The 12,602-nt window shown below is 73.2% G+C and carries 11 protein-coding genes; 8 read left to right on the top strand and 3 right to left on the bottom strand.

Going from position 1 to position 12,602, the window contains the following annotated elements:
* The first annotated feature begins 68 nt into the window (after window positions 1-68).
* Window positions 69-230 (top strand): hypothetical protein, encoded by a 162-nt coding sequence (locus ACFYW3_RS09830; protein WP_351749219.1) that lies wholly within the window; start codon window positions 69-71, stop codon window positions 228-230.
* A gap of 39 nt (window positions 231-269) precedes the next feature.
* On the opposite strand, the gene ACFYW3_RS09825 is transcribed toward ACFYW3_RS09830, so the two are convergent.
* The gene (locus tag ACFYW3_RS09825; protein WP_389386022.1) at window positions 270-539 is read right to left on the bottom strand and encodes a hypothetical protein; all 270 of its coding nucleotides are present in this window, start codon (window positions 537-539) and stop codon (window positions 270-272) included.
* 542 nt (window positions 540-1,081) lie between these two features.
* Here ACFYW3_RS09825 and lon point away from each other — a divergent pair.
* Window positions 1,082-3,478, top strand: coding sequence for an endopeptidase La (gene lon, locus ACFYW3_RS09820; protein ID WP_389386021.1), 2,397 nt, complete (start codon window positions 1,082-1,084; stop codon window positions 3,476-3,478).
* Between the two features lie 123 nt (window positions 3,479-3,601).
* On the top strand, window positions 3,602-4,048 hold the full coding sequence (locus ACFYW3_RS09815; RefSeq protein ID WP_053676472.1) for a MarR family winged helix-turn-helix transcriptional regulator: 447 nt from the start codon (window positions 3,602-3,604) through the stop codon (window positions 4,046-4,048).
* Between the two features lie 161 nt (window positions 4,049-4,209).
* On the opposite strand, the gene ACFYW3_RS09810 is transcribed toward ACFYW3_RS09815, so the two are convergent.
* A complete protein-coding gene (locus tag ACFYW3_RS09810; protein ID WP_351749224.1) occupies window positions 4,210-4,983 on the bottom strand; it encodes a hypothetical protein in 774 nt (257 codons plus the stop codon).
* 397 nt (window positions 4,984-5,380) lie between these two features.
* Here ACFYW3_RS09810 and ACFYW3_RS09805 point away from each other — a divergent pair, with 397 nt between their 5' ends.
* The 5 genes from ACFYW3_RS09805 to ACFYW3_RS09785 are packed head-to-tail and all read left to right on the top strand — an operon-like array spanning window position 5,381 to window position 11,402.
* Window positions 5,381-8,617, top strand: a complete 3,237-nt coding sequence (locus ACFYW3_RS09805; RefSeq protein ID WP_389386020.1) for a nitrate- and nitrite sensing domain-containing protein — start codon at window positions 5,381-5,383, stop codon at window positions 8,615-8,617.
* On the top strand, window positions 8,614-9,087 hold the full coding sequence (locus ACFYW3_RS09800) for a roadblock/LC7 domain-containing protein (protein WP_053676475.1): 474 nt from the start codon (window positions 8,614-8,616) through the stop codon (window positions 9,085-9,087). The genes ACFYW3_RS09805 and ACFYW3_RS09800 overlap by 4 nt, the downstream gene beginning before the upstream one ends.
* A complete protein-coding gene (locus ACFYW3_RS09795) occupies window positions 9,084-9,467 on the top strand; it encodes a DUF742 domain-containing protein (RefSeq protein WP_351749228.1) in 384 nt (127 codons plus the stop codon). Before ACFYW3_RS09800 ends, ACFYW3_RS09795 begins: the two co-directional genes overlap by 4 nt.
* The gene (locus ACFYW3_RS09790) at window positions 9,448-10,077 is read left to right on the top strand and encodes an ATP/GTP-binding protein (RefSeq protein ID WP_351749230.1); all 630 of its coding nucleotides are present in this window, start codon (window positions 9,448-9,450) and stop codon (window positions 10,075-10,077) included. The genes ACFYW3_RS09795 and ACFYW3_RS09790 overlap by 20 nt, the downstream gene beginning before the upstream one ends.
* A 44-nt stretch (window positions 10,078-10,121) precedes the next feature.
* Window positions 10,122-11,402 carry a styrene monooxygenase/indole monooxygenase family protein gene (locus ACFYW3_RS09785; RefSeq protein WP_351749232.1) on the top strand — a complete coding sequence of 427 codons (1,281 nt, stop codon included), beginning with the start codon at window positions 10,122-10,124 and terminating at the stop codon, window positions 11,400-11,402.
* On the opposite strand, the gene ACFYW3_RS09780 is transcribed toward ACFYW3_RS09785, so the two are convergent.
* The gene (locus ACFYW3_RS09780; RefSeq protein WP_389386019.1) at window positions 11,333-12,529 is read right to left on the bottom strand and encodes an NlpC/P60 family protein; all 1,197 of its coding nucleotides are present in this window, start codon (window positions 12,527-12,529) and stop codon (window positions 11,333-11,335) included. The genes ACFYW3_RS09785 and ACFYW3_RS09780 overlap by 70 nt on opposite strands.
* Between the last annotated feature and the right edge of the window lie 73 nt (window positions 12,530-12,602).

Below are 12,602 nucleotides of genomic sequence, written 5' to 3'. Positions count from 1 at the left end.
GGACCCGGCTCACCGAGGGCTCGGCTCGGCAAGGAACGGGCGGCGAGCGTCTCGGGATGCTCCGGTCCGTGAATGCGCTCGAAGGCCGCAACCGCGCCACGGACGAGGGGGAGGGTCTGGCTCTGTTGATCGCTGACGATCAACGCAAAGCCATGGTTGAGTTCGGCGGCCAGGGTGATCGGGTGGGTGGGGCCGGCCACGCCGCGCCTTCAGCAGCGCAGGTCCGGTGACCGGGTCCGGCTCCGGGCCGACCGTGGACTCCAAAGCACTCAAACATTGGGGATGTCCGTCTTCGCTGCGATGAGCATGCTGCGTGGGATGACCACCAGACGCTCGTCCCGGCTGATGGAGACTCCGTCCGGCAGGCGGGCGCCAAGGGGAGTGGTGAGGTCGCGGCCGATCACGGCGATGTCGCCGTTCTCCAATTCCCAGATGTCCGGGCATTCCGGACCGCTATTCGTGGCACCCAACTCCAGGGCCGATTTCCCCAGACGCCTCTTGAAGTTCGTTTCCGGGTCTGCTTCCCATGGCCTGTTCATGATGCCCCCTCCACCGCACCGCCACGTCAAGGTAGCAGTGGCCGGCCGTCAAGTGTGGTGCGGTGTAGAGGGGTTGCCGTGATCGAGTGAAGAGCGCTCTGGGGGATGGCCCGTAAATGATCTTCGGGTCGGAATCGCGTCGACAGGTGGTCCGGCTGTTCATTCATCGGGCGAAGTCGTGTCCGTGTCCGTGTCGGCGGGCGAAGGGCCGTCCCGCGAGTGCGGCCGCGCTCCGAGTGGGGGTCGGCTCGAAAGGCCGGAACAGTGGCCGACCGACGGGCGCTGGAGGCGTGGATCGCCCATCGAGCGTCGGCGTGTGGCTCGACGCCCTTCACCCTTACGGGCTGCTTCGCCACCACCTCGGGACTTCTCGCCGAACGGACGGCGCCCCGAACCGGCCGGCCGATGGGCCGAAGGAGATCGCCCCCGCCCCTACGGGACTCGTCGGGGTGTTCGCCCCGGGCGAACGGCGGTGGGGGAACATCGGGGGGCTCATCGGCATTGAGTCGGGATAGCTCAACTTCACTGCCGGAGGGAAGATCATGGCTTCGACGTCCGTATCGCTCACCCTGCCCGTACTGCCGCTCGACGACGAGGTCGTACTGCCCGGGATGGTCGTCCCGCTGGACCTGTCCGACGCCGACGTGCGGGCTGCCGTGGAGGCCGCCCAGGCCGCCGCGGGCAGCGGGAAGCCCCGGGTGCTGCTCGTGCCGCGGATCGACGGACAGTACGCGGGCACCGGTGTGCTCGGGACCGTCGAGCAGGTGGGACGGCTCTCCGACGGGGACCCGGGCGCGCTCATCCGAGGGCGCGGACGCGTCCGCATCGGCGCCGGGACCACCGGGCCCGGGGCGGCGCTCTGGGTCGAGGGCGAGACCGTCGAGGAGTCGGTGCCCGAGCCGCTGCCCGGCGCCGTCACCGAGCTCGTCAAGGAGTACAAGGCCCTCGCCACCAGCTGGCTCAAGAAGCGCGGCGCCTGGCAGGTCGTGGACCGGGTGCAGCAGATCGAGGGGGTGTCGGCGCTCGCCGACAACTCCGGCTACTCGCCTTTCCTGACCCTGGCCCAGAAGGTGGAACTGCTGGAGACGGCCGACCCCGTCGCCCGGCTCCGGCTCGCCGTCAAGGCGCTGAGCGACCACCTGGCCGAGCAGGACGTCGCCGAGTCCATCGCCAAGGACGTCCAGGACGGCGTCGACAAGCAGCAGCGCGAGTTCCTGCTGCGGCGGCAGTTGGAGGCCGTGCGCAAGGAACTGCGCGAACTGAACGGCGAGAAGGACGGCGAGGAGTCCGACGACTACCGGGCCCGCGTCGAGGCCGCCGACCTGCCGGAGAAGGTACGGGAGGCCGCCCTCAAGGAAGTCGAGAAGCTGGAGCGCTCCAGCGACCAGTCGCCCGAGGGCTCCTGGATCCGCACCTGGCTCGACACCGTGCTGGAACTGCCGTGGAACGAACGCACCGAGGACGAGTACGACATCCGCGGCGCCCGGGCGGTCCTCGACGCCGAGCACGCCGGACTGAGCGACGTGAAGGACCGCATCACCGAGTACCTGGCGGTCCGCAAGCGGCGCTCCGAGCGCGGCATGGGTGTCATCGGCGGGCGGCGCGGCGGGGCCGTGCTGGCCCTCGTGGGCCCGCCCGGGGTCGGAAAGACCAGCCTCGGCGAGAGCGTCGCCCACGCGATGGGCCGCGAGTTCGTGCGCGTCGCGCTCGGCGGCGTACGCGACGAGGCCGAGATCCGCGGCCACCGGCGGACCTACGTCGGCGCCCTGCCCGGCCGGATCGTACGGGCGATCAAGGAGGCCGGCTCGATGAACCCGGTCGTCCTCCTGGACGAGATCGACAAGGTCGGGTCCGACTTCCGGGGCGACCCGGCCGCCGCCCTCCTGGAGGTCCTCGACCCCGCCCAGAACCACACCTTCCGGGACCACTACCTGGAGGTCGAACTGGACCTCAGCGACGTGGTCTTCCTGGCCACCGCCAACGTCCTGGAGGCGATCCCGGAAGCCCTCGCCGACCGCATGGAGCTGGTCCGCCTCGACGGCTACACCGAGGACGAGAAGGTCGTCATCGCCCGCGACCACCTGCTGCCCCGCCAGCTGGAGCGCGCCGGCCTCGGCGCCGACGAGGTGGTCCTTGAAGAGGACGCCCTGCGCAGGCTCGCCGGGGAGTACACCCGCGAGGCGGGCGTACGGACCCTGGAGCGCTCCCTCGCGCGGCTGCTGCGCAAGGTGGCCTCGCAGCACGAGCTGGGGGAACGGGAGCTGCCGTTCCACGTCGGCGCCGACGACCTGAGGGCGCTCATCGGGCGACCGCACCACGTCCCGGAGTCCGCGCAGGACCCGGCCGAGCGGCGGACCGCCGTCCCCGGCGTGGCCACCGGTCTCGCCGTGACCGGGGCCGGCGGCGACGTCCTCTACGTGGAGGCCTCCCTGGCCGACCCGGAGACCGGCGCCGCCGGGCTGACCCTGACCGGCCAACTGGGTGACGTGATGAAGGAGTCCGCGCAGATCGCGCTCAGCTTCCTGCGCTCGCACGGCGCGGAACTGGAACTGCCGGTCGCCGACCTGAAGGACCGGGGCGTGCACATCCACTTCCCGGCCGGCGCGGTCCCCAAGGACGGGCCGAGCGCGGGCATCACCATGACGACCGCGCTGGCCTCGCTGCTGTCGGGCCGCCAGGTCCGCACGGACGTCGCCATGACCGGCGAGGTCTCGCTGACCGGGCGGGTGCTGCCCATCGGCGGGGTCAAGCAGAAGCTGCTCGCCGCGCACCGGGCGGGCCTGACCACCGTGATCATCCCCAAGCGCAACGAGGCCGACCTGGACGACGTCCCGGCCGAGGTGCTGGAGGGGCTGGAGGTGCACCCGGTGACCGACGTCCGTCAGGTGCTGGAGCTGGCCCTCGTCGGGGCGGAGGTCACCGCCGGGGTGGCCGCCTGATCCGGCACACGGACGGCCCGGGGCCCCGCTTCGGCGGGGCCCCGGGCCGTCGGCGTACCCGCTGCGAAATACTGACCGGGCGGACACACACCGCGACGGGACCACCATCGACAGGAGCCGGACGTGCACGGGAGCGAAGACCAGGAGTTCCTTGCCCTGGAGCGGGAGCTGTCCGTCTTCCTCCGGCGGGCTCGGGCCTCCTCCGGCGAGATGGCCCGCGCACTCCACCCGGAGCTGGAGCCGGCCGCGTACGGGTTGCTGGTGCGGCTGGAGGCGGCGGGGCGCCAGCGGGCCACGGAACTGGCCGCGTACTTCGGGGTCGGCAAGGCCACGATGAGCCGCCAATTGCGGGCACTGGAGGTGCTGGGGCTGGTGGCCCGCGAGCCGGACCCGGCCGACGGCCGGGCCTTCCTGGTCGGGCTCACGGAGGAGGGGCGGGCGCGCTTCCTGCGGGTGCGGGGAGCGCGGCGCGAGCAGTACATGCGCAAGCTCGCCGACTGGGACCGCGGGGAGGTCGCGGAACTCGCGCGGCTGCTCAACCAGTTGAACCAGGGCGCGGACTCGGAGTAACCGGGCGCGCCCGCGACGCCTCGCGGCCGGGCCCTCGCGGCCGGGCCCTCACGGCCCAGCCGGCCACTCGCACTCCCGCCCCCGCCGCCGTACGCGCCCCGCGCCACGCTGCCCGCGTCCCGCGCCAGGCTCCCGCCGCTTTCGCCCCGCCGGCCCCCCCGTCACAGCTCCGCGTACACCGCGGACGCGTCGTCGTGGCGCTTGTGGCGGCCCGGCGGGCGGGCCGGGTCGCACTCCAGGGCGCGCACGCGGGCGATCAGCCCCTGCGCGCCCTCCTCGCGGAGCACTCCGAGGCAGGCCGCCCAGTCACCCTGCCCGAAGGTGTCCGTCCAACGGCTCGCGCCGTCCGTGAGGGCGGCCAGGGCCAGCACCTCGGAGCGCGGGGTCCGACCGGTGACCGCGCGGCCCGCCACCTCCGGATCGGCCGCCGCCGTGAAGAACCCGCCCTCGACATTGCGCAGCGCGTCCGCGGCGGCCACCGACCGCAGTGCCTCGCGCGGCACCCGGTCCAGTCGGTCGTCGAGGACGGCGCCGACCTCACCGCCCCGGGTCTGGACCAGCAGGACGGAGTCCGACAGCACGAGGTGCTCCACGGTCGTCCCGTCCCAACGCGCCACGACCACCGTCGCCTGAGGCGTCCGCACGTGAGAAAGGTCACAGGTGCCCCGGTGGGCCGCGGCGGTGCTCTCGACGGACGCCGCCAGGATCCGGTCCAGCGGCATGTCCCTCCGCGATCCGGACAGTTCGGTCAATCGCCCGCCGAGGCGGGCCACGAACCAGGGCACACCGTGCACGCACCCGTCGTCCCCGCGCGGCGGGGTCACCCCGTCGAGTGCCACCACGACACCGCCGCCGGACGTGGGCATCGCGGCCGACAGCCAGTCCTCATTGGGGCGTTCCGGGTTGCCGGGGGCCGTCGCCAGGTCGATGCGCATACGGACATTCTGCCCGCAGGGGTGTCGGCGGCCCGCTCCGGACGGACATGCGTCGAACCCCGGCTCAAGGAAGGTCCGTACCAACGAACGGGGGGTGTGGCGGGCGGCGCCGGGCCGCACCGGCGGTGCGGGCGCGCATCTTGCCAAAGCGCGCCGCCAACTTTCAACCACCCGCCCACGGCCGGGCCCTGACGGGCGGCGCCCGAGTTGGTCGCCCACTGTTCCTTGATGTTCACTCCTTCGAGTGGCCGGGTGGGCGATGTACGGCTCTCTTCCCAACACACTGCAATGGTCTGAGGCGGTACGAGGGGGCAGGGAGCGTTTACTTGTTGACCGGCCGTTACCTCGGCCACACGAGTAGACGAGCACGAGCACACGTACAGGATTGCGAGCACCGGTGCAGAAGAAGCGGTCTCGGAAGAACGGCACCGCCAGCGCCGACGGCCTCGCCATCGCAGGACGTCGCGTCCGCGTGCGCCGCAGGCTGGTGATCGGTGTGGCCGTCGCCGGCCTCACGGTCCTGGTGGCCGGCGCACCCGCCGTCGTCTCCGCGACGAGAGAACTGAACGACTCCCAGCGGCTGGTCACGCTCGCCGAGCAGACCCGTGCGGCCCTCACCCTGGCGCACCTGATCGGCGACGAACGCGACGCCGTCATCGAGTACGTCGCCAAGGGACGCCCCGCCTCCGGCAAGAGCGCCGTCCAGGAGCGCACCGCGCGCACGGACCGGCAGCTCGAGGAGGTCCGCGCGGAGGCCGACGAGGACCTCTCCGTCGCCCTCGGCCGGATCGGAGCCGTCCGCAGCGAGGCGCTCGAAGGCAAGGGCGGCGCCCTCGCCGCGCACCAGGCGTACGCCGGCGTCATCGCCGACCTCATGGCACCGGGCGACCGGCTCGTCGAACTGACCCCGCCCCGCGCGGAGGCCGCCCTGGTCACCACCCGGCCGCTGGCCCCCCTCGGACAGGCCGTGGAACAGGCCGGCGCCACCCGCGGCCTGCTGCTCGCGGCCCTGGCCGTCCCGCGCACCGAACAGGCCGTGAGCCTGGCGCCCGTCGACGAACTCACCGTCGCCGCCCAGCGCTCCCGGGTCCGCGAACAGGCCGCCCTCGACGACTTCTCGCGGACCGCGCGACCCGACGTACGGGAGACGCTCGCCGCCACCGTCACCGGCCCCGAGGTCAAGACCGCCGAGGAGTACCTCAAGCGGCTCACCGACCGGCCGACCCTGAACTCGACCGACCGCAAGGTCGACCGCGCCGCCGTGGGCGCCGCGCTCACCGCCCGCGTCGACCGGATGCAGTCGGTCGAATCCACGCTGGCGAGCCGACGGGCCACCGCCCTCGCGACCCTGCGCGACGACGACGTGACCCGCCTCGAACTGCTGATCGCCTTCGTGGGCGTGCTGTTCCTGTTCGTGGTCGGCTTCTCCACGGCCGTCGCCCGCTCCCTGACCCGGCCCCTCTCGGTGCTCCGCCGGGGCGCCCAACGGCTGGCGACCCCGGAGGGCTCCGTCGAGCCGGTGCGCTTCACCGGCCGCAACGACGAGTTCGCCGAGGTCGTCCGCCACCTGAACGCGGTGCGGGACCAGACGGTCTCCCTGCACACCCGGATCGCCGGACTCGACGCCGACCGGCGCCGCCTCATCGGACGCAACGAGGCGCTGACCGCCGGCCGCGAGGCCCTGGACGCCGAGCTCAGGGAGCTGCGGGCCGGGCTCGAAGAGCACCGCCGCGTCATGTCGACGACGTCGGTGTCCCTGTCCCTGCGCACCCTGGGTCTCGTGGAGCGCCAACTGGCGGTCATCGAGGAGCTGGAGTCGGAGGAGCAGGACCCGGACCGGCTCGCGACCCTGTTCAAGCTCGACCACCTCGCGACGGTGATGCGCCGTCACAACGAGAACCTGCTGGTCCTCGCCGGCCAGGAACACGGCCACGGGCAGGCCCTGCCGGTGCCGCTGGTCGACGTGATGCGGGCCGCCGTCAGCGAGATCGAGCGGTACGAGCGCGTCGACCTCGCGGCGATGCCCTCGTACACGCAGGTCGCCGGGCACGCCGCCGACGACATCTCGCACGTCCTCGCGGAACTGCTGGAGAACGCGACGACCTTCTCGCCGCCGGACGTCAAGGTGAAGGTGTCCGGCCGGCTGCTCGACACCGGCGAAGTGGTGCTGTCCGTGCTGGACCAGGGCATCGGCGTCACCGAGGACCGGATGGCGACCCTCAACGCCCGACTGGCCACCCCCGAGGCGTACGACGAGGAACCCGAGTCGGAGCACGGCCTGGGACTCGGCCTGTACGTGGCCGGCCGGCTCGCCGCCCGGCACGGTGTCACCGCCGAACTGCGGGCGCCCCGACACGGCGGGACCGAGGCCCTCGTGGTCGTCCCGGCGACGCTGCTGCCGACCACGCCGCCCGCCTCGCCGGTGCACTCCGTCGTCGCGCCCGGCGTGTCCGGGCTGCGCCTGCCCGGGGCTGTCGCCGAGGCGAACGAGAACACGCTGATGTCCCAGCGGACGCCCCCGGCGGCGGACCCGGTCGTGGAGGCCTCGGCCGAGCCCGCGCGCGAACCGGCGGCCGAACCGGCCCGGGATCCGGGGATCGCCGCCGACCTGGCCGCCGCGTTCGGCGACCCGGTCGTCGCCACGACCACGCCGGCGGACGCGGAGTCCGGCCGGACGCGGCAGGACACGCGGCAGGACACGCAGCAGGAGACGAAGCTGGGGGCGGACCAGGGGCCGGACCCGGTTCCGGAACCGGTTCCGGAACCGCTCTCGGACCCGGAGGCCGAGCCGCTCGCCGAGACCGAGGCCGCCTTCGACGCGGAGTTCGAGGCCGAGTTCGAGGCCCGCGCGGACTCCGAGCCGCTTCCGACCGCCGACCAGGTGTTCACCGTCCCCGCGCCGGAGACGCAGGAGCCGTCGTCCGCCGAAGAACCGGCCGCGAGCGACGCCCCGGACGAGCCGAGCGACCCGGGCGACGCCACGGACGACGCCACGGGCGAGACCGCGGACGACGCACCGGACGATGCACCGGACGAGGCCGCCGACGCGATCGACGCCCCGGCAGCCGTCCCGGATCCGCAGCCCGTGCTGTCCGCCGACGAGGAACTCCTCGCCCGCGTGGTGTCGGAGGCCGACGCCGAGGCCTTCGTGGCCCCGGACGCGCAGGCGCCCCCGGCCGAGCGGGACTTCACGGTGCCGGCCCCCGCGGCCGAGGCGCCGGCGGTCGCGGATCCCGAGCAGGGGCTGCCCCGCCGGACACGGCCCGACGCGGCACCGGGACTGCCCGTGCGGCCCGTCGCCGCCGAGGCGCCCGATCCGCACCGGCGGGCCGAGGCCGAGGACCACTGGGTCCCGCGCCAGGCCGGCCACCCCGAAGACGTCCTGACCGACAAGGGACTCCCCAAACGGACCCCGCGCAACGTGGCCACCGGAGGTCGCCCCGCCGACGCGCGCCCCGAACCGCGCCGGGTGGACGCCGACGAACTGCGCCGCAGGCTCGGCGGTTTCTACCAGGGGACCCAGGACGGCAGACGCGTCGTCGAGGCCGAGCTCGCGCAGGACCGCGGGCAGGACCGCGGGCAGGACCGGGGACAGACCGACCAGGGGGACACCGCACAGGAGGCACGCACATGACCGCGCCCAGTACGTACGGACTGAGCACCCAGGCCCGCAACCTGCAGTGGCTGCTGACCGACCTGGTCAAGGAGGTCCCCGGCGTCAACTCCGTCGCCGTCGTCTCCTCGGACGGGCTCCTGCTGCTCTCCTCCGAGCCGCCGGCGCAGTCCCCGCAGGACCGGCCCAAGGGCCCCCGAGGGGCCTCGGCCGACCTCGCCACCATCGTGTCCGGGCTCGGCAGCCTGACCACGGGCGCCGCCTCCCTCATGGACGGCGGCTCCGTGAAACAGACCATGGTGGCGATGGAGCACGGTTCCGTCTTCGTCATGGTCATCAGCGACGGCTCGCTGCTCGGCGTGCACGCCACGCCCGACTGCGACATGAGCGTCGTGGCCTACCACATGGCCCTGTTCGTCGGCCGCGCCGGCCACGTACTGACCCCCGAAGTCCGCAGCGAGCTGCGCCAGTCGATGGAGAACACCCCGTGAGGAGCCCGGCCTCCGACCGGCTGCCGATACGCGGCGCCGACCGTCGCCCCGCCCGCGTCCGCCCGTACTCGCTGACGGGCGGCCGGACCCGGTTCACGCAGGTCCTGCTGGTGGAGACCTTCGTCGCCGCCCTCGACACCGGTCCGGTCGCGACGCCCGACCGGATGCCCGAGATGCCCGCCATAGTCGAGGTGTGCCGCCGCATGCGGACGATCGCCGAGATAGCGGCGCTCCTGAAACTGCCGCTCGGCGTGGTCCGGGTCCTGGTCAGCGACCTCGCCGACCAGGGCCGGATACGCGTCTACGGCACGGGACACGGCACCGGCCGTCCCGAACGCGCACTGCTCGAAAGGGTGCTCAGTGGTCTTCGCCGTCTCTGACCGTCACATCGACGTCCCCCCTGACGACGAGCCCGCCCAGGCCTGGCAGTACGACCGCTCGCGGGCGCCCGTCGCCGTCAAGGTGCTGGTCGCGGGTGGATTCGGCGTCGGGAAGACCACCTTCGTGTCCTCCCTCTCCGAGATCACCCCGCTGCGCACCGAGGCGGTGATGACGCAGGCCGGTGCGGCCACCGACGACCTGTCCGGAACCCCGGACAAGAGCACCACCACCGTCGCGATGGACTTCGGCCGCGTCACGCTCGCCGACGACCTCGTCCTGTACGTGTACGGCACCCCGGGCCAGGAACGGTTCTGGTTCATGTGGGACGACCTGGTGCGCGGGGCCATCGGCGGCCTGGTGCTGGCCGACACCCGCCGGCTGCGCGACGCCTTCCCGGCCCTCGACTACTTCGAGAGCTGTGGCCTGCCGTACGCCGTCGCCGTCAACCACTTCGAGGGCTCCGCCTCCTACGAGGAGGAGGACGTGCGCGAGGCGCTCACCGTCCCGCCCCACGTACCCGTGGTGATCATGGACGCCCGGCGGCGGGCGACCGTCGTCGAATCGCTGCTGGCCCTGGTGGGTCACGCCCTCGACGCCACCCCCGAATAGATCCACCAGGTCAGGCGGCCTGACAGACCCGAATCGAGAACGTGATGCGCAAGATACTCGTCGTGGGAGCCGGTCAGTCCGGTCTTCAGCTCGCCCTCGGACTCCAGTCCAAGGGGTACGAGGTCACCCTGATGTCCAACCGGACGGCGGACGAGATCCGCACCGGACGGGTCATGTCCACGCAGTGCATGTTCGACACGGCGCTCCAGCACGAGCGGGACCTCCAGCTCGACTTCTGGGCGCGGCAGGCACCCACGATCAAGGGCCTGGGCGTCTCGGTCGCCGCCCCGGACGGCGGCCGGGCCGTCGACTGGCTCGGCCGGCTCAAGGGGGACGCGCAGTCCGTCGACCAGCGCGTGAAGATGGCCGGCTGGCTGGACGCCTTCGTGCAGCGCGGCGGGCAGTTGGTCGTCCACGGGGCGTCCGTCGCCGACCTGGACTACTTCTCCCGCGCCTACGACCTGGTCCTGGTCGCCGCCGGCAAGGGCGAGCTGGTGTCGATGTTCGAGCGGGACGCGGCGCGTTCCCCCTACGACGCGCCGCAGCGCGCGCTCGCGGTCAGCTACGTCCACGGCCTGGGGCCCCGCCCCGAGCACCCGGAGACGGAAGCCGTGCGCTGCAACCTGGTGCCGGGCGTCGGCGAGCTGTTCGTCATGCCGACCCTCACCACGTCGGGCCGCGCGGACATCCTGTTCTGGGAAGGCGTCCCGGGCGGCCCGATCGACGCGTTCAAGGGCACGACGGACCCCTCCGCGCACCTGGCGCTGACGCTGGAGCTCATGGAGAAGTTCACGCCCTGGGAGTACGCGCGGGCCACGAAGGTGGAGCTGACCGACGCGGGCGCGACCCTCGCCGGCCGGTACGCGCCGGTGGTCCGCAACCCGATCGGCCGGCTGCCCGGCGGCGGGCTGGTGCTGGGCGTGGCGGACGTGGTGGTCGCGAACGACCCGATCACCGGGCAGGGTTCCAACTCGGCGGCCAAGTGCGCGGCCTCGTACCTCTCGTCGATCCTCATGCACGGCGACAAGCCGTTCGACGAGGCGTGGATGAAGGCCACGTTCGACAAGTTCTGGTTCACGACCGGCAAGCCGGTCACCCAGTGGACCAACGCCATGCTGGGGGTCCCGCCGGAGCACGTGCTGAACCTGATCGGTGCGGCCGGGCAGCTCCAGCCGGTGGCGGATCGATTCGCCAACGGCTTCGACAACCCGGCCGACTTCGACGCGTACTTCTACGACCCCGAGGACGCGGCCGACTACCTGGCCGAGGTCACGGCCACCGTGGCGGCGGCCTCCGCGACGGCGGGGGCCTCCTCCGCCGAATAGCCGGTGTCGTCCCCCGCCGAGGCCGACTCGGGCAGTCGCGGCGGGGTGTACGAGGCGAGCGGCGCCCCTCCCGCGTCCGGCCGGACGGCCCCGAGGACCGGATTCGCGGCGATCGGCGACACCTTGACGGTGGTTCCCGGCCGGGGTGCCTGGATCACCTTCCCGTCCCCGATGTACAGGGCCACGTGCGTGGCGGTGGGGAAGTACACCACCAGATCGCCCGGCCGGAGCCGGTCCAGGGGAACCCGGGGCAGCCGGGCCCACTGGTCCTGGCTGGTCCGGGGGATCGCCCGCCCGGCGTGCTCCCAGGCCCGGGAGGTCAGCCCGGAGCAGTCGAAGGACCCCGGCCCCTCCGCGCCCCAGACGTACGGCTTCCCGATCTGCGCGGCCGCGTACGTGAGGGCCTCCCCGCCGGCGGCCGTCGGCGTACGGGCGCTCACGGCCCCCGGAGCACCGAGCCGGCCCGAATCCACCAGCTTCCGCTGTGCTTCGGCGGTGTCCGCAGCCTCGCGGCCGTCGAGCTGCGCCAGTTGTTCCGCGCTCAGCGAGGCCAACAGCCGCTCGACCTCCTTGAGCCGGCCCGTCACCTCGTCCCGCTGCTTCTTCTGCTCGGCGGTCAGCGCCCGCTGGGCGTCGAGGGCCTTGCGGGCCGCACCGGCCAGCGTCCCGGCCCGCTGCTCGCCCCGCTCCAGCCGGGCCAGCACACCGGCCGTCCTGGCCCCCTCGTGCGCGGCGAGCCGGCGCTGGTCGGCCGCGCTCTGGAAGTCCCCGAGGAGCAGCATGCGGACGTACGGGGGGACGCCGGCGCGGGAGCCCTGGTACTGCTCCCGGGCCAACCGGCCGGCGATGGCCCGCTCGGTCAGGAGCGCGGCCCTTGCGTGGGAGAGCTCGGTGGTGGAGCGGCGTTCCTCGTCCTGGCGGGCCTTGAGGGCGACCTCGGTGGAGTTGTGGGCCTCGGCGGCCTGTTCGGCCTTCTGGTACAGGCCTTGGAGGCGGGTGAGCAGGACGCCGACGGGCTCGGCGGCCGGGGCGGCCGGCAGCGGTTCGGCGCGGGCGAGGGGCGGGGGGCCGGCCGTCATGAGGACGGCGGCGGCCACACAGGCGGCACGGAGCAGTCGAATTGTCATGTAATCACCTCCGGGGCGGCCGATGGTGCCACGCCCGGTATGACGAATCCTCCACGCGGGGCCGGCGGCGGGG

The sequence above is a fragment of the Streptomyces sp. NPDC002602 genome (assembly GCF_042889445.1).
In the GTDB taxonomy this organism is placed as follows: Bacteria; Actinomycetota; Actinomycetes; order Streptomycetales; family Streptomycetaceae; genus Streptomyces.
This window is presented reverse-complemented; position numbering and strand designations above follow the sequence as displayed.

Bases quoted from the DNA above. Each gene is read 5' to 3' on its own strand.
- ACFYW3_RS09810 (WP_351749224.1), bottom strand. From the start codon at position 4,983: ATGCGCATCGACCTGGCGACGGCCCCCGGCAACCCGGAACGCCCCAAT.
- lon (WP_389386021.1), top strand. From the start codon at position 1,082: ATGGCTTCGACGTCCGTATCGCTCACCCTGCCCGTACTGCCGCTCGAC.
- ACFYW3_RS09800 (WP_053676475.1), top strand. From the start codon at position 8,614: ATGACCGCGCCCAGTACGTACGGACTGAGCACCCAGGCCCGCAACCTG.
- ACFYW3_RS09825 (WP_389386022.1), bottom strand. From the start codon at position 539: ATGAACAGGCCATGGGAAGCAGACCCGGAAACGAACTTCAAGAGGCGT.
- ACFYW3_RS09780 (WP_389386019.1), bottom strand. From the start codon at position 12,529: ATGACAATTCGACTGCTCCGTGCCGCCTGTGTGGCCGCCGCCGTCCTC.
- ACFYW3_RS09785 (WP_351749232.1), top strand. From the start codon at position 10,122: ATGCGCAAGATACTCGTCGTGGGAGCCGGTCAGTCCGGTCTTCAGCTC.